Annotated in this window: 21 protein-coding genes and 2 pseudogenes; 13 read left to right on the forward strand and 10 right to left on the reverse strand. The window is 69.2% G+C overall.

What is annotated here, in order from left to right; genetic code table 11:
- The first annotated feature begins 246 nt into the window (after window positions 1–246).
- The 3 genes from AMK29_RS19820 to AMK29_RS19830 are packed head-to-tail and all read left to right on the forward strand — an operon-like array spanning window position 247 to window position 1,209.
- On the forward strand, window positions 247–714 hold the full coding sequence (locus AMK29_RS19820) for a hypothetical protein (RefSeq protein WP_073814590.1): 468 nt from the start codon (window positions 247–249) through the stop codon (window positions 712–714).
- Entirely contained in the window at window positions 683–976 is a 294-nt protein-coding gene (locus AMK29_RS19825) for a hypothetical protein (protein WP_073814592.1), read from the forward strand. The genes AMK29_RS19820 and AMK29_RS19825 overlap by 32 nt, the downstream gene beginning before the upstream one ends.
- 35 nt (window positions 977–1,011) lie before the next feature.
- Window positions 1,012–1,209 (forward strand): DUF6207 family protein, encoded by a 198-nt coding sequence (locus tag AMK29_RS19830; RefSeq protein WP_073814838.1) that lies wholly within the window; start codon window positions 1,012–1,014, stop codon window positions 1,207–1,209.
- Window positions 1,210–1,949: 740 nt separating this feature from the next.
- On the opposite strand, the gene AMK29_RS19835 is transcribed toward AMK29_RS19830, so the two are convergent.
- Window positions 1,950–2,435, reverse strand: a complete 486-nt coding sequence (locus AMK29_RS19835; RefSeq protein ID WP_073814594.1) for a hypothetical protein — start codon at window positions 2,433–2,435, stop codon at window positions 1,950–1,952.
- Window positions 2,435–3,058: an amidase domain-containing protein gene (locus AMK29_RS19840; RefSeq protein ID WP_241845525.1), complete on the reverse strand. Its 624-nt coding sequence runs from the start codon at window positions 3,056–3,058 to the stop codon at window positions 2,435–2,437. The genes AMK29_RS19835 and AMK29_RS19840 overlap by 1 nt, the downstream gene beginning before the upstream one ends.
- A 45-nt stretch (window positions 3,059–3,103) precedes the next feature.
- Here AMK29_RS19840 and AMK29_RS19845 point away from each other — a divergent pair.
- From AMK29_RS19845 to AMK29_RS19860, 4 genes and pseudogenes are all read left to right on the forward strand, one after another.
- A pseudogene (locus tag AMK29_RS19845) lies at window positions 3,104–3,700 on the forward strand (carbohydrate ABC transporter permease); the annotation flags it as partial.
- Window positions 3,697–5,745 (forward strand): beta-galactosidase, encoded by a 2,049-nt coding sequence (locus AMK29_RS19850; protein WP_241845527.1) that lies wholly within the window; start codon window positions 3,697–3,699, stop codon window positions 5,743–5,745. The pseudogene AMK29_RS19845 and the gene AMK29_RS19850, both read left to right, overlap by 4 nt.
- Window positions 5,746–5,783: 38 nt before the next feature.
- Window positions 5,784–7,952, forward strand: a complete 2,169-nt coding sequence (locus tag AMK29_RS19855; protein ID WP_073814598.1) for an alpha-galactosidase — start codon at window positions 5,784–5,786, stop codon at window positions 7,950–7,952.
- 114 nt (window positions 7,953–8,066) lie between these two features.
- Complete coding sequence (locus AMK29_RS19860) at window positions 8,067–9,059, forward strand: LacI family DNA-binding transcriptional regulator (protein ID WP_241845528.1); 993 nt, start codon at window positions 8,067–8,069, stop codon at window positions 9,057–9,059.
- 1,192 nt (window positions 9,060–10,251) lie between these two features.
- Here the strand turns inward: AMK29_RS19860 and AMK29_RS19865 are convergent.
- Window positions 10,252–10,611: a helix-turn-helix transcriptional regulator gene (locus AMK29_RS19865; protein WP_073814600.1), complete on the reverse strand. Its 360-nt coding sequence runs from the start codon at window positions 10,609–10,611 to the stop codon at window positions 10,252–10,254.
- Window positions 10,612–10,737: 126 nt separating this feature from the next.
- On the opposite strand from AMK29_RS19865, the gene AMK29_RS19870 reads away from it, so the two are divergent.
- Window positions 10,738–11,127 carry an STAS domain-containing protein gene (locus tag AMK29_RS19870; protein WP_079197004.1) on the forward strand — a complete coding sequence of 130 codons (390 nt, stop codon included), beginning with the start codon at window positions 10,738–10,740 and terminating at the stop codon, window positions 11,125–11,127.
- A gap of 471 nt (window positions 11,128–11,598) precedes the next feature.
- Here AMK29_RS19870 and AMK29_RS37945 read toward each other — a convergent pair whose 3' ends face one another.
- Together AMK29_RS37945 and AMK29_RS36455 are read right to left on the reverse strand one after the other, a co-directional pair.
- The gene (locus tag AMK29_RS37945) at window positions 11,599–11,919 is read right to left on the reverse strand and encodes an outer membrane protein assembly factor BamB family protein (RefSeq protein ID WP_158071333.1); all 321 of its coding nucleotides are present in this window, start codon (window positions 11,917–11,919) and stop codon (window positions 11,599–11,601) included.
- Window positions 11,913–12,104: a hypothetical protein gene (locus AMK29_RS36455; RefSeq protein WP_158071334.1), complete on the reverse strand. Its 192-nt coding sequence runs from the start codon at window positions 12,102–12,104 to the stop codon at window positions 11,913–11,915. The genes AMK29_RS37945 and AMK29_RS36455 overlap by 7 nt, the downstream gene beginning before the upstream one ends.
- A gap of 1,641 nt (window positions 12,105–13,745) precedes the next feature.
- On the opposite strand from AMK29_RS36455, the gene AMK29_RS19880 reads away from it, so the two are divergent.
- A complete protein-coding gene (locus AMK29_RS19880) occupies window positions 13,746–14,498 on the forward strand; it encodes a ZIP family metal transporter (protein WP_073814603.1) in 753 nt (250 codons plus the stop codon).
- A gap of 58 nt (window positions 14,499–14,556) precedes the next feature.
- Here AMK29_RS19880 and AMK29_RS19885 read toward each other — a convergent pair whose 3' ends face one another.
- Window positions 14,557–15,426: a helix-turn-helix domain-containing protein gene (locus AMK29_RS19885; protein ID WP_073814604.1), complete on the reverse strand. Its 870-nt coding sequence runs from the start codon at window positions 15,424–15,426 to the stop codon at window positions 14,557–14,559.
- 467 nt (window positions 15,427–15,893) lie between these two features.
- On the reverse strand, window positions 15,894–16,205 hold the full coding sequence (locus AMK29_RS19890; protein WP_073814606.1) for a hypothetical protein: 312 nt from the start codon (window positions 16,203–16,205) through the stop codon (window positions 15,894–15,896).
- Between the two features lie 392 nt (window positions 16,206–16,597).
- On the opposite strand from AMK29_RS19890, the gene AMK29_RS19895 reads away from it, so the two are divergent.
- Window positions 16,598–16,882, forward strand: coding sequence for a hypothetical protein (locus AMK29_RS19895; RefSeq protein WP_073814608.1), 285 nt, complete (start codon window positions 16,598–16,600; stop codon window positions 16,880–16,882).
- Window positions 16,883–17,020: 138 nt separating this feature from the next.
- Here the strand turns inward: AMK29_RS19895 and AMK29_RS19900 are convergent, their stop codons facing one another.
- The 3 genes from AMK29_RS19900 to AMK29_RS19920 all read right to left on the reverse strand — a co-directional run bounded on the left by AMK29_RS19900 (window position 17,021) and on the right by AMK29_RS19920 (window position 21,503).
- On the reverse strand, window positions 17,021–17,944 hold the full coding sequence (locus AMK29_RS19900; RefSeq protein ID WP_073814610.1) for an RNA polymerase sigma-70 factor: 924 nt from the start codon (window positions 17,942–17,944) through the stop codon (window positions 17,021–17,023).
- Between the two features lie 136 nt (window positions 17,945–18,080).
- On the reverse strand, window positions 18,081–18,848 hold the full coding sequence (locus AMK29_RS19905; RefSeq protein WP_073814612.1) for an SDR family oxidoreductase: 768 nt from the start codon (window positions 18,846–18,848) through the stop codon (window positions 18,081–18,083).
- 1,566 nt (window positions 18,849–20,414) lie between these two features.
- Window positions 20,415–21,503, reverse strand: a complete 1,089-nt coding sequence (locus AMK29_RS19920; protein ID WP_073814613.1) for a helix-turn-helix domain-containing protein — start codon at window positions 21,501–21,503, stop codon at window positions 20,415–20,417.
- Window positions 21,504–21,622: 119 nt separating this feature from the next.
- Between AMK29_RS19920 and AMK29_RS19925 the strand changes: the two genes are divergently transcribed.
- From AMK29_RS19925 to AMK29_RS37950, 3 genes and pseudogenes are all read left to right on the forward strand, one after another.
- Window positions 21,623–22,519 carry an alpha/beta hydrolase gene (locus AMK29_RS19925; RefSeq protein WP_073814615.1) on the forward strand — a complete coding sequence of 299 codons (897 nt, stop codon included), beginning with the start codon at window positions 21,623–21,625 and terminating at the stop codon, window positions 22,517–22,519.
- A gap of 241 nt (window positions 22,520–22,760) precedes the next feature.
- Complete coding sequence (locus AMK29_RS19930; protein WP_073814853.1) at window positions 22,761–23,837, forward strand: serine hydrolase domain-containing protein; 1,077 nt, start codon at window positions 22,761–22,763, stop codon at window positions 23,835–23,837.
- Window positions 23,838–23,966: 129 nt separating this feature from the next.
- Window positions 23,967–24,176, forward strand: a pseudogene (locus AMK29_RS37950) (pyridoxamine 5'-phosphate oxidase family protein); the annotation flags it as partial.
- Window positions 24,177–24,337 lie beyond the last annotated feature (161 nt).

Below are 24,337 nucleotides of genomic sequence, written 5' to 3' on the forward strand. Positions count from 1 at the left end.
CTTCTGCGAGCAACGATCAAAGGACAGTTCCCGGTCATCCCTTGAGCGCAAATGGAAGCGGCCGGGGACCGGAGCGCCTCGAACAGCAGAGCGACCGAGAGCCTGTACCCGGCCTCGAGGCCGGCAGGAGTGCCGAATCGGCTGACAGCTCCGCCGGCCCGGACCTGGCGTTTCCGGTACGACCGAGATTCTCGATGTCATCTCGCCGCGCGACGAGCCCGGCTGGAACTCTCCTCGCGGGCCCGGATGCTCGCCGAACGGGCCGCCGCCCTGGTCCGGGTCGCGGTCGCCCCCAGGCCCGGGGACCTGATCACACAAGCGACCACACTTCAGGCGCTGGTGGAGGACCGGCTTCGCGCAGCCGTCGTGGCAGAGGGGGAGCAGGGCCTGACCCCGGCCCGGATCCAGGAATTCACCGGCAGCCGGACTTGGAACGAGGCCGTACTGCACTGGGCGCGCGACGGCCGGCGCAACCGCAGCGGCATGCCCGCCCCGGCGCTCACCGAGAGCCTCGACTCATGGGCCGCGGAACAGACCCCCGGCACGCCTCGCCCGGTCACCGAGGGACTGGACGCGACCCGCTTCCCCGGCTCGGCGCAGTTCGAGGCGCATCAGCGGGCCCGCGCCGAGCATCTCCACACGGCCTCGGCCAAAGCCGGTTCAGGAGTACGCCAGCGCCTGGGTGGAATTCAACGCGCTGGCCGACGACGATGACGCCGGCGTCGAGCATCCCGTCAACGTACGGGTCGTCGCCGTGTGCAGGAACCTGGCCGAGATCTACCGGGAGCTCGCCCTGGCCGAACCCGCCTTCTCCCCCGAATACGGGGCCGAGGCCCACAACTTCAGCCGCGCGGCGGACCGCTTCGCCGAGCACGGGCCGCTCGGCTACCCGGCAGAGTACAACCGCTCACGATCGTCCTCTCGCGGGACCGTCCGCCGGGTCAAAGCCGCGCGGAGCTCGAGGTGGTCCGGGTGATGCTCCCGACTCACCCCCAGGGTGTTCTTGCGGGCATGGAGCCGGTTTACCCGACCCACGTGAGCGAGCCCGGCCTGATCGTCCTGGACCTCACCGCCTCCGACGAAGCGACCTTGCAGGCAGCTGTCGAGAAACTCGGCCGGTACCGGGCGACCTCCGGGACATCGCGGGAACGGCGCGTCCCCGGAGAGCCGGGTGTGACCGCACGGCTCTACGCCGACATGCGCCGCTGACCCACAACCCGCCTCTGCGGGCGGCTGCGCCAGCCCCGGCCGGCTGTCCGGGCTGCCTGGTCGCGTTACTGGGTGTGGGCCGTGATTTCGGGGGCATGCGGGTGGTGAGCGCATGGGACCGCTCTGGATATGCAGGGCCTGCCGACCCCCCCTTCCGGCGGGCGCTTGGGTGGATGAACGGCCCGCACCGGGTGACGGTGCGGGCCGTTCGGCGTCGGGGCGCGTGGTGCCGTGCGTGTGCCGGGCGGCTGCGTGTATCGGGGGGAGTCTGCACGACGTCGGGCCTTGGCCTTAAGGTGCCGCCGTTCCTCGGTCTGATCGTCCGCGGTCGGTGTGCCCTGACGTCGTCGGCGCGCCGTCACCGGCGACTTGGTGCGCAGCTGGTCCCGCCCGCCGATGAGCAGTCGGGGGTCGTGCTCCCGGTCCTCGGCCGTTGAAGGAAGGGTCCAGGTGCGCCCAGCGCCGTGTCAGCGTTTGGTGTCGCACATGTCGATGACCTTGCCGGTGTCGTCCCGCACGGCCCAACGGTCCCATCCCTGCTGGGGGTCGTTGCTGAAGGTGTATCGGTGGCGATGCGCTCCTGGCGCGTTGGGGTGATCGGCGCGGTGCCCGCCCGGTGGAAGGAGTCGACCAGGCTCGGGTCGTGCTCGCATAGTCCGCCATCAGGTCGGATGTGGCCGAGGCCCTTGCGGTCGACTCGTTCGTCGATCCGCAAGGGCCTCGGTTTCGGTCGTGCAGGACTACGGCTGGACCGGGTCGCCGCTTCCCAGTTGCAGCCACCACGCGTCATCGGCGTGGGACAGCTGCACGGTCTGGGTCGTTCCGTCGGCGTACTTGAGCTCGACGCTCGCCAGGTAGGGGACGACGGGGTCGGCGACTGTCGCCTTGACCGCCTTGTCCGCCTTGTCGCCGTATTGGTCGATGAGGGCCTTGGCCGCCTGCTGCTTGGTCGTGAACCACGGCGCGCCCAGGGCGGCCAGGTCCTTGTCGTCGCCGATACGCAGCCGCTGGACGTATGCCTTGATCAGGAGCTCGGCCTCTTCGGCGACCTCCTGGGCTTTCGAGTCGGAGGACGGAGCCGCTTGGATGTCCACCTGTACCTTCGGCGAGTCGAGCAGGGAGTATGGCTCGTCATCCCCCAGGACCCACCAGGTGGTCCCGGCTCCCGCGAGGGCGGCAGAGAGCGCCGCGGCGACGACCCACTTGGTGCGCGTGGATTCCGGCATCAGTACCACCTTGGCTTGACTCGGACGATGTTGGCCCACGTGCCGCGCTGGCTCTGCACATAGACGTCGAGTCGCTGGTTGAGTCGGTTGTTGTTGTGGGCGCTGACGTAGGCCTTGCCTCCGGCCATCTTGGTCACGACTCCAGCGTGGTCCCAGCCGCCCTTGCCGCCCCAGTTGAAGAAGACGACGTCACCGACCGCAGCGTACCGCTGGTGCGATTCCTGGTACACGGCCCCGTTGCTGTTCCTCGACAGGAACCTTTCCATGTTGTCGGCGACGGTCCACGTGTGGGACCAGAGGTAGTACATGCCGCCACCGGAGTGAGGCGGGGACATGTGCTTCGTCCGGTACCAGTTGTCGACGTTCTTCTTGTCCTTGTTCACTCCCTTCATCCGCATGCCACCGCCGAAGTGCAGCGCCTTGGAGATGTAGTTGGTGCAGTCCTGGGGGTAGTCGTGGCGGGCGTTCCAGTTGTTCCGCGCCCATTGCGCGGTGCCGTTGGCGGAGATCGAGGCGAACGGGGCGATCTGCACATCGGTGGAGGAGGGGGCAGTAGCCGTGTATGCCGTGCGCTGGGGCGGGGAGGTCGATCCGGGCCCGTCATTGTCGACGGTTCCGTACACGACCGCGTTGAAGGCGCTCTCGTCCGTGGCCAGACGCTGTTCGACCTGGCCTGCGCTGGCCTTGCTGCGCAGCTTCGGGCTCGTGCCGCTGGAGAAGGAGTAGTAGTAGGGCCCTTCACCGTCTTCTCCGTGGTCCTGGGCGGCGTCCTCATGCCGGCCACCGCGCTGGCCCTGCCGCTGTTCCTGATGTTCGCCGAACTCGACGCCACGAACACCTTCTGGGCGGTGTTCCTGCCGAGCGTCGTCAGCCCGTTCGGCGTGTACCTCTCCCGCGTCTTCGCCGCCGCCTCCGTCCCGGACGAGGTGATGGAAGCCGCTCGTATGGACGGCGCGGGCGAGTTCCGCATCTTCCGCACCATCGCCCTGCGCCTCATGGCACCCGCTCTGGTGACTGTCTTCCTGTTCCAGTTCGTCGTCATCTGGAACAACTTCCTGCTGCCCCTGATCATGCTCCAGGACGAGCGCCTCTACCCCGTCACCCTCGGCCTGTTCACCTGGCAGACGCAGACGAGCCGCCTGCCCGAACTGCAGACCCTGACCATCGTGGGCGCCCTGGTCTCCGTCGTACCCATCGTGCTGACCTTCCTCCTCCTGCAGCGCTACTGGCGCGCGGGACTCGCCGCTGGAGCCGTGAAATCGTGAACCACCCCGACGCCCCGGGCCACCACCTCACCGGCGTGACGCGCACCCTGGGCGGAATCGCATACGGCGGCGACTACAACCCGGAACAGTGGCCCAGAGAGGTCTGGCAGGAGGACGTACGTCTCATGCGGGAGGCGGGTGTCAACCTTGTCACCCTCGGCGTCTTCTCCTGGTCCCGCCTCCAGCCGCGCTCCGGCACCTACGACTGGAGCCTCCTGGACGAGGTGCTCGACCTGCTGTATGAGCACGGCATCGCCGTCGACCTCGCCACCGCCACCGCCGCCCCGCCCCCGTGGTTCACCCGGCAGCACCCCGAAGCCCGCCCGGTCACCGCCTCCGGCACACGCCTCGCCCACGGCAGCCGCCAGGTCTTCTGCCCCAGCAGCCCCGCCTACGCCGAAGCCGCCGACGCCCTCGTCACGGCCATGGCGACCCGCTACGCAGGACACCCCGCCCTCGTGATGTGGCACGTCCACAACGAATGGGGCAACCACAACGCCCTGTGCTACTGCGAGACCAGCGCTGAGGCGTTCCGCGCCTGGCTCCAGGAGCGGTACAAGACACTCGACACCCTCAACGACATGTGGGGCACCGATTTCTGGAGCCAGCGCTACGGCGATTGGGCCGAGATCGACCCGCCGCGGGACACCACCGCCTTCCGCAACCCCGGGCTGGAACTCGACTACCGCCGTTTCTCGTCCGACGCGCTGCTTGCCCGACACCAATCCGAGGCCGACATCCTGCGCCGGCTCGCCCCCCATCTGCCGCTCACGACCAACGTGATGGGCACCCTGGAGAAGAAGGTCGACGGGCACGCCTTCGCCGCCGCGTGCGACCTGGTCTCCGTCGACCACTATCTTCCGGCCGACGACCCCGCCGGCCACATCGACCTCGCGCTCAACGCCGACCTCGCCCGCGGCATGGCCCGCGGCCAACCCTGGATGCTCATGGAGCACTCGACCTCCGCCGTCAACTGGCAGCCGGTCAACGTCGCCAAGCAGCCCGGCGAGGCCCGCCGCAACAGCCTCACCCACCTCGCCCGCGGCGCGGACGGAGTGATGTTCTTCCAGTGGCGTCAGTCCCGCGCCGGCGCCGAGAAGTGGCACTCCGCGATGCTCCCGCACGCCGGCACCGAGGGCCGCGTCTGGAAGGAGATCAAGTCACTCGGCGCCGAACTCTCCCGCCTGAGCGAGGTGACCGACAGCCGCGTCCGCAGCGACGTGGCGCTGCTGTTCGACTGGCACGCCTGGTGGGCGCTGGAACTCCAGGCCCGCCCCTCGGAACACCTGCGCTACCTGGACGTGGTCCGGGACTGGTACGAAGCGCTGTGGACGCTGAACGTCACCTGCGACCTCGTTCCGCCGGGCGCCGACCTGACCGGTTACCGCGCCGTCGTCGCCCCCAACCTGTACCTGCTCTCCGACTCCGACGCCGACAACCTCACCCGCTACGTCGACCAAGGCGGTCATCTTGCCGTCGGCTGCTTCAGCGGCGTCGTCGACGTGTACGACCGGGTCCGCCTCGGCGGACACCCCGGGGCGCTGCGCGAGCTCCTCGGCCTCGTCGTCGACGAGTACCTGCCGCTGCGCCCAGAGGACCACGCCCTGCTCGACGACGGTTCCCACGTCCGCCAATGGACGGAACGCGTCGAACCCCGGGGCTGCACCACCGTCACGCGCTTCGCCGATACCGCCGACGGCGGTCCGGCACGCAACGGCCCCGCCGTCACCCGGCACACCTACGGCCAGGGCGCCGCCTGGTACACGGCCTGCCGCCTGCCGGCACCGGCCTTGCGCGAACTGGTTCGTACCCTCTGCGCAGACGCCGGGGCCGCCCCCGTCGTCGAAGCCCCGCCCGGGCTCGAAGCGGTGCGCCGCACTGGGCCTGATCACGCGTACCTCTTCCTGATCAACCACACGCAGGACACGGTGCAGGTCGCCGTCACCGGGACGGGGCTCGCCGGGGCCACGATCACCGACGGCTGGGCGGCCGTACCGCCCGGCGGCGTCGTCGTCCGTGAGGACCTCGCGACCATCTCAGCCTGACCGCCGCTGCCGGAGAACACACGCGAGAGGAGCGCCCCATGAAGCCGAAGCACACCCCACCCGCTCCGTCGGCTCAGATCGACGAGGCGAGCGGCACCGTCCTGCTGCGCACCGCCCGCAGTGCATACGCCCTACGGGTGGACCGTGCCACCGGATCCGTGTTGCACCTTCACTGGGGCGCCGTCCTGCCCCAGGCCGACGCGGTCGCCCTGCCGGTGTGGTCCGAGCACGACAACAGTTTCGCCGGGCGCTGGGACGGGGTGGAGGAGTTCCCGGTCGACGGCGGAGCACGCTTCGGAGTACCCGCCCTCGAAGTACGGTTCGCCGACGGCTCCAGCCCCGTGGAACCCATGGTCCGGGACGTGGTCCTGGAGGCGGACGACCACGTCATCGTCCGCCTCCAGGACCGCACCCGGCCGCTGGCCTGGGACCTCCACTACCGCCTTCCCGTAGCCGGTGACGTACTGGAACGCTGGACTGAGTTCCACCACACCGGCACCGCCGCCGACGGAGACATCCTGCTGCTGCGGTACGCCTCTGCGCACTGGCCGATGCCGCAGCGCCCGACCTGGCGGATCGGCTCCGTCCACGGAGGCTGGTCCGGCGAAGGCCGCCTCGACAGATCCGGGCTGCCGGTGGGCGAGACCGTCCTGGGCAGCCGACGCGGCCACACCGGCCACCACGCCAACCCCTGGGCGACCCTCGACGCCGACGACGCGAGCGAGGAACACGGCGAGGTCTGGACCGTCGCGCTCGCCGCGAGCGGCAGCTGGCGCCTCACCGCCCAGCGCACCGCGGCCGGCCGCACCGGCATCGTGGCCGGCGAGGGGCACGAAGGCACCGAACTGCGCCTCGCCCCCGGTAGTAGCCACTGCACGGCGGTCAGCCTGGCGCTCTACACCGACCGCGGATTCGGGGGCGCCTCCCGCGCCTTCCAGCACCACCTGCGCACCCACATCCTGTCCCACCCGCAAGAACTGCGGCCCGTCCTCTACAACTCCTGGGAGGCGACGACGTTCGCGGTGGACGAGGAGAACCAGATCGCTCTCGCTGGACGTGCCGCCGCCCTCGGCGCCGAGCTCTTCGTCCTCGACGACGGATGGTTCCGCGGCCGCGACGACGACCGGGCCGGCCTCGGCGACTGGACACCCCACCCCCGGCGCTTTCCCCAGGGACTGCGCCCGCTCGCCGATGAGGTGCACCGCCTCGGCATGGCCTTCGGCCTGTGGGTGGAGCCGGAGATGGTCAACGCCGACAGCGACCTCTACAGACGGCACCCCGACTGGGTCCTGCACCTGCCCGATCGCACTGCGACCGAACTACGCAACCAACTGGTACTTGACTTCTCCCGACCTGAGGTCACCAGTTGGTCCCTCTCATGGCTGCGCCAGGTCATCGCGGAGAACGGGGTCGACTTCCTCAAATGGGACTTCAACCGCTCCTTCAGCGAAGCCGGCGTGCCGGGTCCCGTCCCTGATGCCAGGCGCGTCCACGTGGAACACGCCCGGGGCGTCCACCGCGTCCTCGACCGCCTGCGCGCGGACTTCCCGCATCTGCGCATCGAAGCCTGCGCGGGTGGCGGAGGACGCGTCGATCCCGCCATCCTCGCCCGCACCGACCAGGTGTGGACCTCGGACAACACCGACGCGGTCGATCGCCTCACCATCCAGCACGGCTTCAGCCAGATGTATCCAGCCGGTGTCATGTCCGCATGGGTGACCGACAGCCCGAACCCCCTGACGGGCCGCGTGGTCCCGATGTCCTTCCGCTTCCACAGCGCGATGGCGGGCGTGCTCGGCATCGGAGGGGACCTGAGCTGCTGGACCGAAGCCGATCTCACCGAGGCCGGCCGACTCGTCCAGGTCTACAAGGACATCCGTCCCGTAGTGCAGCAGGGGAAGCAGTTTCGCCTCCTGGCTCCAGGCGACGGGCCGCTGACAGCCGTGCAGTACCTCGACGCGTCTGGCGAACGCGCGGTCGTGCTGGTCTGGCGGCCCCGCACGGCCTTCGGACCGTCGCACCCGCCGCTGCGGTTGCGAGGACTCGAGCAGGAAGGCCGGTACCGCGACGAGGACACGGGGCGGGAGTGGTCTGGGGCGACTCTGACGGGGTTCGGTCTGCCGCTCCCAAGTCTTCCTCCGGGCGACTGCGCCAGCGCTCTGGTACGGCTGCGCCGGGTCGACGCTCGGGCACGAGGCACCCGATAGGCGTCGAGAAACGCGGACCCGCACTGGCACCCGGCGCCCACGAGGCTCAGGTACAAGCGCTTGCCCGGCGGCACCAGCCGTGGCATAGGGTGACCGCAGAAGGGAGCGTGTGCTGTGCGCGAGCGGGTCACCATGGCGGATGTCGCCCGTGCGGCCGGAGTGTCGTCCGCGACGGTCTCCTACGTGCTCTCCGGGAAACGGCAGGTCGCCCCCGAAACCCGGGCCGCGGTCGAGGCGGCCATCGCCGAGCTGTCGTTCACCGTCAACACCACGGCACGCAGCCTGCGTACGGGCAGGTCCAGCCTGGTGGCGCTAATCGTTCCCGACATCGCCAACCCCTTCTACGCGCAGCTCGCGGCCACGCTGCAGGAGGAACTGCGAGAGCGGGGACTACACGTAGTCGTCTGCAATACGCGGGCACGCCGGGACGAGGAGCAGGCACTCCTTGCGGAGGCCGTGCAGCAGCGGTTCGCGGGCGTCATCATCACCCCCTTCCGGCTCAAGCCACGCGATTTCGAACCCCTCGTCGAAGCGGGTCTGCCCGTCGTCGTCAGTGCCGATGTCTCCTTCGGCCCGATCGACCAAGTGACACCCGATGCCCGCGCGGCCACCCGTTCCGCGTTGGAACAGGTGGCGGCAGCGCAAAGGCGACGCATAGCCATGATCGCGGGGCCCCGGGACGCCACGGGCGGCGATCCTCGTCTGGAACAGCTCAGAGGCCTGGCGCTCCAGCTGGGCATGGCGCTTCCCCACGAATTGGTCGTCCGGGGCGAACACACCAGAGAAGCCGGAGCTACCGGATTCGCCGAACTCATGAGCCGCCGCCACCGGCCCGACGCGGTCTTCTGCGGCAATGACGTGATCGCAGTCGGAGCCATGGAAAAGGCGCACGAGCTGGGCTTCGATATCCCGCGAGATGTTGCCCTGATCGGTCACGACGACGCATCCTTCGCCTCCTTGGTGCGCCCCCGGCTGACCACGATCCGCTACCCGGCGGCCGAGGTCGCACGAGCCGCCGCCAAACTGCTCACCGAACGCCTGGACGGCCGTGAGGTCCACAGAGCGGTGCAAGTCAAAGCCGAATTCGTGTCCCGCTCATCCATCTGACGCAAGCTGGCGTCGCACCGGCCTCGCTGCCAGCGCCGCACAGGATGTCAGTGGGCTCTTCCAGCTCGCCATGGGTGTCCAGCCAGTAGAGGAGGGCGAGCCCGCCGCACGCTGAATCCCGGCGGCGCGAATTTGTCATATGCATTGACCAACTCTCCAGGTATAGACCAGGGTTACCGCTCGTCGGAGCGGACGTCCTGTGATGTGCACCGATGACGTTCTGCCAGCAGATTCCCAACAAGGGAGTCCATTGTGCGCAAGCCTGTGAACGCACTGCTCACGACCCTCATGGCCGTGACCGGCGGTCTCGGGTAACGCTCGCCTCCGCCACCTCGGCCGCAGCGGCGACCCCGACATGCAACTGGAGCGCTTCGTACGCCGGCGCCTGGGTGCCCAACTGCGGCACGACGAGCGGCAACGTCAACTGCGCACTCTCCCAGGGGGCCATGAACAACGTTGCGGTGGGCGCACTGCAGGAAACCCTCACCATGTGTTACGGAGAGAAGCTGGTGGTGGACCAGGACTTCGGAAGCGCGACCGAAGCTGCGCTCAGACGCGCACAGCAGAAGGCCGGCACCACTCGTGGATGGCGACTACGGTCCGCTCACTCGGAAGGTCGTCAAGCACAAGCCGGTGAGCGGCAGCACATGTGTCCGTGTCCCTTAGTTAGCGCTGTGACCGCGTAGGTCGTCGGGTTGGGTCGTACCGAAGGCTCCCGCGCTCGTGTAGTCGGCGTACTGAACAACCAGAGCGGTCCCGGTCCGCAAGAAGAGGAAGCAACGCTGAGGGTCACGGCCGTGGGCCGTGGCCCTCAGGTGGATACGTCGTGCTTTTCGAAGTCGTTGTAACGCAGTTCGGATTACCCAGCTGGAAGCGCGCGGCGGATGGCGCGCGTACGCACCATCCCCTCCTCGGCCTGCCCTCTGAGTGCACCTGAACGCAGAAGTCGACGGACGTCGTCGGTCGCGTCCGCATCAATGGCGTAGGGGCTGTGCTCCGTGAGTAGGACTGGCGGGCATGCGCAGATCTCATCGCCGACGGCAGCCGTCGGCGATGAGAATGCAGCCGGGCACGGCTCACCGGGAGCCGACTGCCCGCACCGCGCTGGCATCCTGCGGCACCAAGGGCTTGAGCGTCGCAGGATGCGCGTCCGCTTGGAGCGGGGTGGAGCGTCGTCGGCTTCCGGACTCCGCTACCTGGTGGGAGGGGCGCCGGTCAGATGTGGCTGTGCTTCTGTCCCGCGGGCGCGGTGTGCCTCGTCCTGCACGAGCAGGGAGAGGAGGGAGGCCACGGGCAGGCCCGCCTCCGCCGGGTGGCGCAGCACCCTGTCCGGCTCGATGCGGTACGTGTTGCTGCGTCCGTCGCGGGTGTGGGAGAGGTATCCGCCCTGCTCGAGGTCGGAGATGATCCGTTGGACGGCCCGCTCTGTCACCCGGCAGCGGGCGGCGATGTCGCGGACCCGGGCGCTGGGGTCGTCGGCGATGGCCGCGAGTACGCGTGCGTGGTTGGTGAGGAACGTCCAGCCTCTGTGGGGTTCGGGCACTGCAGTCATGTACCTCATTCTAGGGACCGGCATTGCATGAGAAGCAATACATGACATAGTTTTCGTGCAACAGGTGGCATGATTCTGAGCGGGAACCACAGGAAGGGGCCGACGATGTCTCTGGACGGGACCGTCATGACCAGGCGCGAGTCCGGTGCCGCTACAAGCGGGCAGGGGGCGGCCGAACAGGCCGCTGGAGAGTTCCTGGACCGGCCCGCGGTGCTGCAGTACGAAGCACACGGCACATGGGTGGTCGTCGCGAGCGGCGCCTACGACATGGAGACCATCGCCCCGCTGTCGGCAGCGCTGGAGACCGCGGCCGAGAAGTACGAGAGGGTGGTTCTGGATGTCTCCGGCGTCACCTTCGCGGACTCGACCTTCCTGAATCTGTTGGTCTCCACCCATCGCAGAACCGATCTGCGCCTGGCCGGCCCGACACCGCAGGTGAAGCGGATCCTGGAGATCACGGGGCTCGACACCGTCCTGAAGATGAGGGACACACTGAAAGACGCCACCGCCTGTTAGGACTGGCGGAAGCCGACGCGGTCCCCAGAGGCTGAGCGATGGACGGCCGGTGTGTCAGTGAACAAGCCTCAGCGCGGATGCGGCGATGGCGGTGAGTACGGCCACCGGGAGCATGACGCCCCGAAGCCGGGACAGCTGCTCTCTGATACCCCGGCCTGTGACGCCGGGCCCGGCGCTGTGTGACTGAAGTGGCGTTCCACACTGCGGACAAGGCAGATCCTGCTCGTGCAACTCGTACGCTGCCTCTGGGCGGACCGCGCTGGGATTCTCGTCCTTCAACCTCATGCATGAGACAACGCCGCGTCGGGACGCAGGTAGCGGGCATGGCGCCCGGTGCTGATTCCGTCGCCGCGTCGGGCGCTATCCAGCTTCAGTGGAGTCCTGTCCTGCCGTCGACCGAGCACGCCCAGCCCCCGTACATGCTGCCGGGGCGCCGGGCCGCCACCGGGCACCCCGTCGCAGCCGCGACCGCTAGGTCAGGCGTCGCCGAACGCGATCAGAAATCCGTCCTGCGCCGGCGCGAACACCCTCCCCTGCGCCGTTCCGAGCCCCGACACGGTAGCCCCGCCAGTCGCTCTCCGCGACGACGTTCTCCATCGGATGCGGCTCCGCGGACAGCCGGTACGACCAGACCCTCTTCCCTGTCTGCTCCTCCAGGACCACCAGCTCGCCGGAGCCGTCGGCCACGTACACGTGCCCCCCGGCGACCAGGCGTACCGTCGCCGCCTGGCGCGGGCTCGTGTACGTCCAGCGCGTGGCGTATCCGGCGGTGGTGTCGAGGGCCTTTACCACCCCCCTCGGTTGGCGACGTACACCCGTCCCGTGCCGAACGCGGGGGTGGCGTCGGCGGGCAGCTTCCGCACCACGGCGCCCGTCCGGCGGTCGTAGGCGACGACGTTCGAGTCGTCGGCGAAGCTGTTCCGCAACCACAGGGCGCCGTCGCCCGACGCGGTGGGGTTCCCGCCCCCTCCGGACATGTCAGGCCTGTCGTAGCGCCGCAGTTCCTTCCCGGTCGCCCGGTCCAGCCGCTGGTAGGCGAGGTCGTCGAAGCCGATCCAGACGCCTTCCTCGTCGACGAGCTGCTCCCATGTACTTTCGGGAGCGCACCTTGCCGTTTCCCCACCGCTCTGCCCTCCACGCCGTTCGCGGCCTTCACCGAGACCCGGCCCCTGGCCTCCGTCCCGTCCCTGCCCGCGCCCGAAACGCTTGAAGTGTTCCCCCCCGGCCCCGCCCTCGTCGATTGAGGACGTGGCGCAGACCGCGGCCGACGCTCCGGCGGGAGAGAGCGAGCCGTCCAAGACCGAGGACCCAGGCAGCACCGACACCGACACCGCCACGACCCCGCGCGGCCCCGAGACCGAGCCCGAGTTCGGCACGCGAGAGCCGCCCGAACCGGGTGACCTGCACGCCCCCGAGGTCCAAGTCCTCGGGCCCATCACCGTCACCGGGATCGCCTCCACCGGCCACGGCCCCAAACTCGCCCAGATCGTCACCTACCCTTACTTCAAACCCGGCGAGCCCGACACCGTCCGCGAGGCCATGGGCCCATGCTCGCCCTGGTCCAAGCCCACCTGCAGACCCGCATCTCGCAGCTGCGTAACCAACTCGGCGCCGACCTGGACGGCGCGCTCTACCTCCCCAGGGACCGCACCGGCATCTGCCGGCTTTCGCCCAAGGTCCGCTGCGACTGGGACCGCTTCACCACGCTCTCCGAACGCGGCCTGGCCAAAGGACCCTCCACTCCCCGACCTCGACGCCGCCCGCCGCGCCGTACGCCGGGGCCTGCCGCGCCGCGACCTGCGGCAGAGGACCCCCGCACACTGCCGGGAACAGCGGCTCCAGCTGTGCCGACGGGCGATGAGGGGTCTGCACACAGACATATTGATCATCGTGTCCTGGCCGGTGACCGGGCGGCGGCTGCGGGCCCGCCCAGCTCGGTGGAAGGCGATGGAAGCATGGGCGAGCACGCCAGGACGTCCTGGCCGGACCAGCGCGGCCGCCGCTCACCGAGCACGCCCGAGGCCCTTTCCCGTACAACGCTCGGGTGCTGACTCCTGCTCCGGGTCGGTGGCGGCCCGCGCCGAGGGAACGGGACAGGAATCCTTCCTTCGTGGCGATCGCCCCTGTGTCATCTCGGCGAACCACCACGTACCTGCCACCACGCACCCCAGCAGCAGTCCGTTCAACATGGCCCTGGGCCAGGTGGCTTGCTCCGCCCAGCGGTGCATGGCGGTCAGCGCCCCCCAGCTGACCAGCAGGACACACGCAACCCTTACACGTCGGTGTCTGAACATGTCGACCCGGCTACCCGAGGCAACAGCGATCACACCGTCCCGCGCACGCCTCGCAGGAGGCCTGAGGTGCCGGTGGGGTGAGATCCAGTCGGTCGATGACTACGAAGCCCGAGCCGGTGTTCTGGCGCAGGACGAGTGCGCCGTCCCTGGTGTGGACCATGTCGGCGTTCTGTCGGTGAAGGAAGGACGTCCGAGATTGTTGCCGGTGACGACGCGACCCAGGCAACTCCCCGCCGAGGTATGGGGAGGTCGAGGCAGCGAACCTGTTGGTCTCAGGCTTGGCGGGTAGGCGGGGACCTCTGGTGACGGTCTTCGAGAGGGGCGATGGTGACGGGCGCGTGGGTTGCGGGCGGGTGGGGCCTGTTCGCGGGTGCGGCTTTGCTGGTGGGGGCTGCTGTCGGCTCGTTGGTGCGGGTTCCGCCACGGTTGATCGCCCTGGTCATGGCATTTGGCAGTGGTGTGCTGATGGCGGCGGTGTCGTTCGAGCTGATAGCTGAGGCGTACGAACGCTCCGGCATGTGGCCGGTGGTGGCCGGGGCAGTCGGCGGGGCGGCCGTCTACTCGGGGGCTAACGCCCTGTTGGCCCGGCGTGGCGCCAAGCACCGTAAGCGCTCCGGAGAGCAGCAGCCGTCCGAGGCCGAGGCGCCGGGGTCGGGCAATGCCATCGCCCTGGGGGCACTGCTCGACGGTATCCCGGAGTCCGTGGTCATCGGCACCAGCCTGCTGGGTGGCGGGCATCTGGGGGTGGCGACGGTGGGGGCGGTGTTCATCAGCAACCTCCCCGAGGGTCTCGCGAGCGCTGCCGGAATGCGCGGCGCCGGGCGCAGCCGCCGGTATGTGTTCACCCTGTGGGGAAGCATCGCCGTGATCAGCGGGCTGGCCGCGCTGGCCGGGTACGCCTTGTTGGGGGGAGCGTCCGAAGCGGCGATGGCGATGATCACGGCTGTAGCCGGCGGTGCGATCCTGGCGATGGTCGCGGACACGATGATTCCCGAGGCATACAGCAAGGTGCATCTGCTGACGGGACTGGTCACCGTGGTCGGATTCCTGTCGGCGTTCGCCATGGCTCATCTGTAGGCGCGGCGGAGGGAAGCCGAGCGGGCCTCACCGCGCGCCTCGGGCACCCGGCAGCCCTTCAGGGCTGGTTCGTTGCGGTGATGTATGTCTTGATGGCGTCGGTGATGAAGTGGCGGCTGCTGTCAGGGTCGAGGGCCTTGGCCTGGAGGTGGTCGTACATCATGCTGTAGTGCTGCACGTCGGACGGCTTCTCCAGGTAGAGATCGCTGGTGAACCGTTCCAGGTACACCACGGCCCCTGGGCTGTCGGCGGATCTCAGGATGGAGAAATGTCCTGACAGGCCCGGGTGGGCACCCGTGGTGTAGGGGAGGACCTGCACGGTGATGTGCGGTTCGGAGCCGAGCGTGATCAGGTGCTCCAGTTGTTCGCGCATGATGTCGGGACTGCCGATGACGCGGCGCAGTGCTGATTCGTCCAGGACGATCCACAGACGCAGCGGGCGGGCCGTGTCGTAGATCCGGTGCTGACGGCGTAGCCGCACCTTGAGACGCGTGGCGGACTGTTCGGCAGTGAGCTGAGGGATCGTTTCCCCAATGACGGCCTGGGCGTATGCGGGGGTCTGCAGCAGAGCCGGGACCGTCATGGGCTCGTAGGTGTGGAGGGTGGCGGCATCGGTCTCCAGGGCGACATAGAAGCTCTGGGGGATGTCGCCGTAGATGTTCCACCAGCCCGGCTGTGTGGATTCTCTGGCCATCCGCATGAGCGAGTCGACGACCTGCTGGTCCGTCACTCCGTAGAGAGCGCACAGATCGCGTACATCGCGGGGCCTGATGGTCCGGTTACCGTTCTCCAGGTGACTGATCTTGGCCTGGGAAACCATCAGCCGCTCGGCCACCTCGGTGCCCTTCAGCCCGCTGGCCTGACGCAGCCGACGGAGCTCGGCCCCCAGACGCCGCTTCTTGACGGTGGGATTGCTGTTCGCCGCCACGCCCGGTGTACCTCCGACAAGTCACTGTTCCGGCCCGCAGATTGCCACGAAGAGGGGCTTGCCGATCAAGCGCCATGCCGTCGGCTCATGGGCAGCCGAAACGGACGGTTACATTGGCATTTGCCGCACGGCGGTACAGGCGTCAGTCGCCGACTGGAGGAATCGAGAACAGCCACTGATCGACCACGTCCTGGTGGTACCCGGCGCGGGGTCAGCTCCCCACACGCGCCCCGCCGCGGCTCGTGCCGCCTGCGGCGCAGATGCCCTTCCGGGCGCATGGGTCACTGTCTCCCGGACCTTCGGCCTGGTCCAGGTCTCCTCCCCGGGCAAGCGAGCGGCGCTGAGCCGGAGGGCGTAAGAGGAGCTCTTCCCGGCCGCCCGCAACTGCTCCCGGCCATCGTCCGCCCGCCGCGAGGGCGTGTGGACGACGGTGTGGCGCGGGAGCAGTCCGCTTATCAGCGCGTGGGTCAGAAGTCGATACAGACCGGACCCTGGTTGACGTTGATGAGGCCGGCCTGGGTGACGGCGGAGTTGCAGCTGAAGTTCACGTCACCGCCCTTGCTCTCTCCCGCTTCGCCAAGGGGGCCGAAGTCGACGCAGACGGGACCCTGGTTGACGTTCACCGCGCCGAACTGCGTGGTGGAGTCGTTGCACAGCCCGTAGGCCGCCGGCTCCTCGCCCCGCTCGGAGTGATCGTTGGCTGAGGCGATGCCAGGACCGGCCATCACCGCGGCAGCAGTAAGAGCAACGGCCGCGAAGGTCTTGCGGAAGGACAGCATGATGTATCTCCAGGAAGTGGAGGTCAGGGACACAGCAGACTCAACCAGCGCCCGCTTCTACCCGCACGCCGGGGATACGCCACTTGGACCGCCGAGCGCTCCGACGTACTCCCTGCCACTCCACTGCCGCTGCCGCTGCCGCTGCCCCTGCCCCGGTATCGGTTCCGGCCCGGGGGAGTGGCGTCGCGCGGCTGACGAGGGGCTCGAGAACGGGTCCGGGGCCGTCGTAGGCAGAGCTGTGGGAACGGGACTCGGCCAAGTGGGCGCCTCGCCTGGCAGGAGCCGCCGTTCACGCTGAGCCTGATTCCACTGGCCGCGGCCGCAAGGGCGTCCATGTCTTGTACTCCAGCCGCGGCTGGAGTACCCCCATCCCCCGCGCGAGGAGAGCCATCATGCCCAGAGCCGCTACGACCAAGGTGACCCAGCCCGTCACGGACGACAGCATCAAGGTGCGTCAGCTCAGCCACTACCAGTTCAGCTGGGTCGCCGGTGAGCCCGCCGCCCGGGGCACCCTCACCCTGCAGCTCGTACTCGATGAAGGTGCCTGGGAGGAGGTGCTGACCGTCGACGCCGACGACGCCGACGTGCTCCAGGACCTCCTGCGCAGCACACCGACCGTGCACTATGACGTCGGTCGCCGGACCCTGATGTTCGGTGTCACGGCCGTCGGCACCTGAACAGGCGACACCTGCCCGTCCCAATGAGGCTCCCAGGCCGCTAGGCTCTGTCATGGCGATCACGAGCGGAGCCAGACCGCAAGAGCCGCGGTGGTGACCGTGCCGAGGAATATGTAGGCGCGTTTGTCGGCTCTTCGATCAATCTTTGGGCTGGTGTGCCCGGTTCGCCTCGCGAAGAGCCACCCAGGCGTCCGCTACGGGACCGACGTGCCCGAGCTTATCGGGGTTGTTCACCGTGTGGATCGTCTGGATCTGCCCGTCGAGTACAGCGAGCGCCCAGGTGCTGAGGACCTGGCCGTCCCGGTCGCGGAAGATCGCACCTGGCTGGCCGTTCACCTGCTGCGGCTCTACGACGCCACCGCCCCTGATAATAAACGGCACCAACGCCGCGAGCACCCGGACCACGTGCCCGGCACCGAGGACGACCGGCTTGAATTGCGGGGCTTTGCCGCCACTGTCGCCGATCATCTGAACGTCCGCGGCCAGCAGCTCGGCCAGCCCGTCGACATCCCCTTCCCGAAAGGCATCAAAGAAGCGTTCGGCGAGTATCTCGCGCTCCTCCCGATCGACCTCGAACCGGGCCCGGCCCGCCTCCATGTGACGACGCGCCCGCACCGCGAGCTGGTGGCACGCCACTTCCGATCGCCCCACGATCGATGCGATATCCGGGAAGCCGAAGGCGAACACCTCCCGTAACACGAAGACGGCACGCTCCAGCGGGGTGAGTCTCTCCAGCAGGAGCAGAGCTGCCATCGATAGCGAGTCCGCCAGCTCCGCCGACCGCGCCGGATCCTCGTACGGATCGGTCAACAGCGGTTCGGGGAGCCACGGCCCGGCATACTCCTCCCGCCGGACGCGGGCCGAACGCAGCACGTCGATCGAGATCCGAGTGACCACTGTCGACAAGAATGCCCTGGGTGACCCGGGCCGGGTGGAGGTGGCCTGGTAGCGCAGCCAGGTCTCCTGGACCGCGTCCTCAGCCTCGCTCACACTGCCCAGGATCCGGTAGGCGATCGAGAACAGCAGCGGCTGCTGCTCCTGGAACTCTTCGGTCTTGGTCATGCTGATTCCTCCTCGAATCGCCACCCCCGCGGCCATCAGTGACCACTGCCTGTTGTGCGGCCGGTTGCAGGGCCGGGCACCTCCGGACCGGCTTTGGCGCCCGGCCCGGAGAACGCACCGCTGTCCTGGGCCGCCATCACCAGGGCACTGAGCCCTCCTCACTGAAGAATCCGGCGGTCGGGCCGTCCGCGCCGAGCGTGGCCAAGCGCACCACTACTGCGGCGCCCTGCGTGACCGTAAGGAATCCGGTGTGGTTGTTGCTGTCCGTGTCGACAAAGCCGGGGGCGACTGCGTTGACGAGGATGCCGTCCCTCCGCAGCTCATTGGCGTACTGCACGGTCAGCGCGGTCAGTGCGCTCTTGGACGGCGAATACGCAGCCGACGGCAGCAGTGCTGCGAAGGGGCCGTCCGGATCGCTGGTGAGACTCAACGACGCGGCATGACTGCTGACGTTGACGACGCGTGGCGCCGGTGACCGCCGCAGCAGCGGCAACATGGCGTTGGTCACCGCGATCACTCCGAAGACGTTGGTCTCGAACACCGCCCGGACCATGTCCAAGTCGACAGAGCTGGGGACTTGGTCGTGGGCCTCGTCGGGCGAGACCTGCCCGGAGCCGGTGATGCCGGCGTTGTTGATCAGCACGTCGAGGTAGCCGAAGCGCTCCTCAACCTGCTTCGCCGCCTCCTGAACGGTGGCCTGGTCGGTGACGTCCAAGGTGACCGCGTGCGCGTCGCCGCCGGCCGCGCGCATCGCCGCCGCGGATTCCTCGCCACGCCGCAGGTCTCTGGCGCCGATGAGGACCGTCATGCCCAGCGCAGCGAGTTGCTCGGCAACCCCGCGACCGATCCCCTTGTTCGCCCCGGTAACCAGCGCGACCTTCTGATGTGTCATCCGCTCGCTCATGACCAGCTCCCTGTTGTCGAGGTGGGCTCTTCTCTGAACCTGTCTTCGCAATCTGAGACGAGACAGCCCGGCCGTCTCTGACACGCGGACAGAATCAACTGTTTTCGGCTGGGGCGACCCATGCCAGAGCCAGGCAGGACGGTCTGTTCGCCTGCGAGGTTCCCGAAGCAGAAACCGGTTACAGCAAGGCTGCAAAATGGCCGATAGCGACAAGCAGAATGCCTTAGTTGGTGACAAGCAGTTCGCTTCACGAGGCCCAAACCGCCGCTCACCCCCGTCCGGAAGGTGACAACTCTCGTGCTTCGGCTCAGGGAGTCGTTTGTCGACGGCTTCTGGAGTCACCGCGTGGGCCGGTCGCTTGATCAATGTCGATGAGCGGGGTTCTGGCACAGATCTTGGGGAGCCGTCGCGGAGAGCCATCGTGGCGTTCGATGATGGGCTCCACACCTACTGTCTGCTTCACTGAACTTTGACGGTGTTGGCGCCCAGGGCGTGGACCTGTGCTGGGTCGAGGTGGAGTTCGTACGCGGTGTAACACTCGCTGATCTCTGTTCCTACCGCAGCGCCACATGGGCACAGTCGGTTCAGGCCGCTCTGTCCATGCCAGCCGCAGCAGCCCGCGTGGTCTCCCTCAAGGTCGGGCAGCAAGTCAGGTGCGTCGTCGGGATGGAGGACGATCGTGTTTCGGGGACCTGCGGAAGTCAGGAGTCCTGCTCCGTCCGGATCGCCGACACAAGGCCCGCCGGGAAACACTGCGACGGGTTCGTCAATCGGTAGGAACGGGGCTCCCCAAGGCTCGGGCTCCAAGGCATAGAGCCCCGCATGCATCGTGGCCGGGGCCCGGCGATACCCGTCGGGTCCGATTCGCCCGTCGAACTCTGGCCTGACCAGGGTCTCGGACAGCTGCACGACCATGGTCAGAGGGCGGGCGCAGGCGGCACACACAAAAGTGATCACACGAAGTCTTAGCCCGCCGAAGCCCCATCGGCAAGAGCCTGCTTCCGGGCTACGGCAGCAGGATCATCTTCCGAAGGAGGTGGAAGCCGGCTCGTCCGTAGAGCTGTCTCTTGATCTTTTTGATGCGGTGCACGACGCAGCCCACCAAGGAACGCATCCCCGAACGCGCCCCGCCGTGCGCCTCGGGCCGGCCTGCGGCGCAGGTGTCCTTCTGGGCGTCTGCATGGCTGTTCCCTGGCCTTCTGCCTCGTCCGGGTCTCTCGGGCGGGGCGGCGGCGCTGAAACCGCCGACCGCTCCCCGGCTGGTCCACCGACGCCGGCCGCACCGAGGACATCGGGTGCCGCCAGGCCCGCGCCACGCTGCTCGAGGCGGTCGCACGCCATCACCACGCTCACCTTCTCGCCGCCATCGTCGAGCTCGGCGGTGGGCTGGAGCGGACCCGGAACCGTATGCCATCGATCAGCTGCCGTCGCGGCGAGACCGGCGGCCGGCCCGTCTTCCTGCCCGTTGGCGACAACGGGCCAACGCCGCCCACTGCTCGTCCGTGATATCTCCCCGCGCCATGGACCACGATCATTCACAGCTCAAGATCCACTTTGATACACGGCCTAGTCGTCCAGCAACCGCCACGCCGTCAGGGCCACACGCGCCCTGGTCAGGCCTGTTGGGGTGGTGAGGTCCACGGACAGGGCTCTGCCGATCAGGCCGATGCGGCGGGCCACGCTGCTGTGGTGCAGGTGCAGGGCGTCGGCGGCCCGGCGCAGAGACCCCGCCGCGCAGTACGCCTCCAGCGTGTCCAGGGTCTCCCGGCTCTCCAGGGCCTCCTGGGTCTCCTTGGTCTCTTCCTCGGGGTGCCCCGGGGCTCCAGCCACCCGGATGAGCGCCGCGACGTCGGGGTTGTCGCGCAGCACCTCTCTCGGCACCTCCGCGAGCAGCGCCAGGGCGCCCAAATCCGCGTGGTCGAGCACCGGTTCGCGCGCGGTGGTGAGACGCAGGGCGGTGCGGGCCTCCCGCCACGCCAGGTCCGGCTTGTCCGCCGCGCCGATGCCCGCGCGCACACCCGCGGGGAACAGGGTCCGGTCCACGGCCGAGGCCAGGATCACGCCGACTCTGCCGATCCGCGCCGCCTTCACGGGCCGGCCGGGGCAGACGACTCCGCTCACCTGGTCGAGCGGCAGTCGTGGCGACCGTACGGCGGCCACCCGGACCGGCGGCCCGGCGGCGAACCCGAGGAGCCGCAGCGCCCGCGCACGGGCCGCCTCGTCGGTCTCGGCGCTGATGACCAATTCGACGAGCGCGGGGTCTGCCATGGTCGTACGGGCCGGACCGTACCGTTCGACGGCCCCCGCCACGGCGAGGGCCAGCCGGTCGAGCAGCACCTCGTCGAGCGGTCCGGCCGGGCCGGACCGCTCCAGCCACACCCTGCCGATCTCCTCCTCGTCGAGTACCACCGGGGCACTGCCGGACGCGGGCCCCGCCGGGCCGGCGGCCTCGCGGCCGTCCGGCGCGACGCGGATCGTCCGCCCGGTGCCGTGGAGTCCCACGCCGGTGACGCACTCGGCGAGACCGGCCGAGGCCCGGGCGAGTGCGGGAAGGTCCACGCGCCTGCGCATCAGGGTGTCGTAGAACGCGACGATGCGGAGCGCGCCCTCGACGTGCGGATCGAGTCCGGACAGCCGTACGGCCAAAGCCTCCATGGGAGCAGGATAGGAGGACGGGCGGGCGGGGGGCGGGCGCCGATCGGCGCGCGATCGGCCTCGGATGCCCGACGGACGGCGGACGACCCGCCGCGGGCGGTTCCCCGAGGATGATCGTCATGGACCCCGAACTCGAAGCCTTCGTACCGTTCTTCCCCCGTACCGACCTCACCGACCCCGTCGTCGCGCGGAAGAACTTCGGCCAACTGGCCGCCGCCGTACCGATCCCCGACACCACGGACATGGAGGTCGAGGACCACACGGTTCCCGCCGACTCGCCCGTGCCGGTACGGGTCTACCGCCCACATCAGGCCCAAGGCGCCGTCGTCTGGCTGCACGGCGGCGGATTCCTCATGGGCGACCTGGACACCGAACACCCTTGGGCCGCCCGCATCGCGGCCTCCTCCGGCGCTGTGGTGATCTCGGTGGGCTACCGGCTCGCCCCCGAACACCCCTACCCGGCCGCCCTGGACGACGCGTACGCCGTACTGGCGTGGGCCGTCGCGCACGCGGCCGAACTGGGCGTCGAGCCCGACCGCATCGCGATCGGCGGCCACAGCGCGGGCGCCAACCTCGCTGCCGCGGTGACCCTGTGGGCCCGCGACCGGCAGGGGCCGCCGATCCGTTTCCAGCTGCTCAACCAGCCCGGTCTCGACGATCGGCAGGACTCGTGGTCGGCGGTGAACTTCACGGACACGCCGTGGTTCTACCGCGAGAAGCTCACGGCCTCGTGGCGGCACTACCTGGGCGGCGGCCAGGCGACCCCGTACGCCGCCCCGGCCCGCGCCGAGGACCTGACAGGCCTGCCTCCGGCCTACCTCGCCACCGCCGAGTTCGACCCGAACCGCGACGAGGGCATCGCGTACGCGATGCGCCTGCTCCAGGCAGGAGTGTCGGTCGAGATCCACCAATGGCCCGGCACCTTCCACGGCTCACAGGCGATCCTCTCCGCCGAGGTCTCGCAGCGGCAGAACGCCGAACTCGGCGCCGTCCTGCGCCGGGCCCTGGCCGGATGAGGCCGGCCGGACGAGCTCCGAGCGCGCACCCCCTCGCGTGCCGTCGCATCACCCCCACCCTCCCGTCTCACCCGACCGAAGGAGTACGTACACCGTGAAACTCCGATCGAAGATCCGCCTCTACCTGATCGCCGGCGTGGCCGCGCTCACCGCCTGCGCGGGCACGGTCGCGGCAGCCCCCGCCCTGAAACCGACGACGGCCGGCACGGCGGCGACGCCTAACCGCGCCGAGCCCGCACGGCTGCGCACCGCCCTGGACGCCGTCCACCGGGCGGGCGTCCCCGGGGTCTTCGGCGAGGTGCGGGACGCCGACCGGACCTGGCGCGGGGCTTCCGGGGTCGCCGACCTCGCCACCGGACGGCCCGTGAGCCCCGACATGCACCAACGCGTCGGCAGCATCACCAAGACCTTCACCGCCGCGGCCGTCATGCAGCAGGTCGAGCGGGGCCGGATCCGGCTCGACGCGCCCGTCGGCGACTACCTGCCCGACCTCGTGCCGGGGGAGCGGGGCAGGAGGATCACCGTCCGGATGCTCCTCAACAACACGAGCGGCATCCCCGACTACATCCCGTACGCTTTCCCCTCCCTCCAGCGGAACTCACCCACCAGCCTGGACGACAACCGCTACCGAGAGTTCCGGCCGGCCGAGCTGATCGCGCTGGGACTCGCGGCACCGCCCGCAGGCGAGCCCGGCGACCCCACGGGCGTCTACTCCAACACCAACTGGCTGCTGCTCGGCCAACTCCTGGAACGGGTCACCGGAACCACCGCCGAGCGCTACATCACCCGACACGTCATCGACCGCGCGGGGCTGCGGCACACCCGATTCCCGGACGGGCCGACGATCGACGGGCCGCACGCGCGCATGTACGAGTCCCTGTGGGGCCTGCTCGAACCGCCGCGCGACTACAGCGTCTACAACATGTCGTGGACGGGCACGGGGGCCGCCCTCATCTCCACGATGGACGACCTCAACCGCTTCTACGCGCGGCTGCTCGACGGCAGGATCGTCAGCCGGTCGTCCCTGGCCCAGATGCAGCGCACGGTACCGGTCCGCGCACTCGACGGGACGATGATCGAGTACGGCCTCGGGCTGCACAAGGTCGTCATCCCCGACTGCGGCACCTTCTGGGGCCACGACGGCACGGTGTGGGGAGCCGGCACGATCTCCCTGACCCGGGCGGACGGCGGCCGCCAGATGTCGATGGCGGTCAACATCCAGCGCTGGAACCCCCGGAGCGCGGCGGGAATCACGCAGCCCCACCCCATCGACACGGCCCTGAAGGCCCTGTACGACCGGTCCCTCTGCGACGCGTAGCCCACGCGCGGCGCGAGACCGCCGAGGCGCGCCGGAATTTCGGTGCGCCTCTCCGGGCGCCCGCATAGCGTCCCCGGCATGCCCCTTGAGATGAAAGACGCCGTACATGGCCTGCTCGACGCCCCGCACATGGCCGTGCTCGCCACGCTCAACCCCGACGGGGCCCCGCAGAGTTCGGTGGTGTGGGTCAGCCGCGGCGGCGGAGAGTTCCTGATCTCCACCACACAGGGCCGACGCAAGGCCCTGAACATGCTCCGGGACCCGTTCGTCGGCCTGACGGTCTTCGACGCCGCCTGCCCCGACCTGTACGTCGAGATACGCGGCACGGCCACCGTTATCGGGGACACCGGCCGGGCGGTGGCCGTCCGCGTCGCCGAGGCGTACATCGGTCCGGGCGGCGGCAAGGGAGTACGCGGAGGCTCCGGCGGAGGAGGTCCGCGTGGTCGACCGCATCACGCCGACCGTGATCCTCGGCAGCGCCACCAGGGTGGCCTACGACC

The organism is Streptomyces sp. CB02261, assembly GCF_001905665.1.
Lineage (GTDB): Bacteria > Actinomycetota > Actinomycetes > Streptomycetales > Streptomycetaceae > Streptomyces.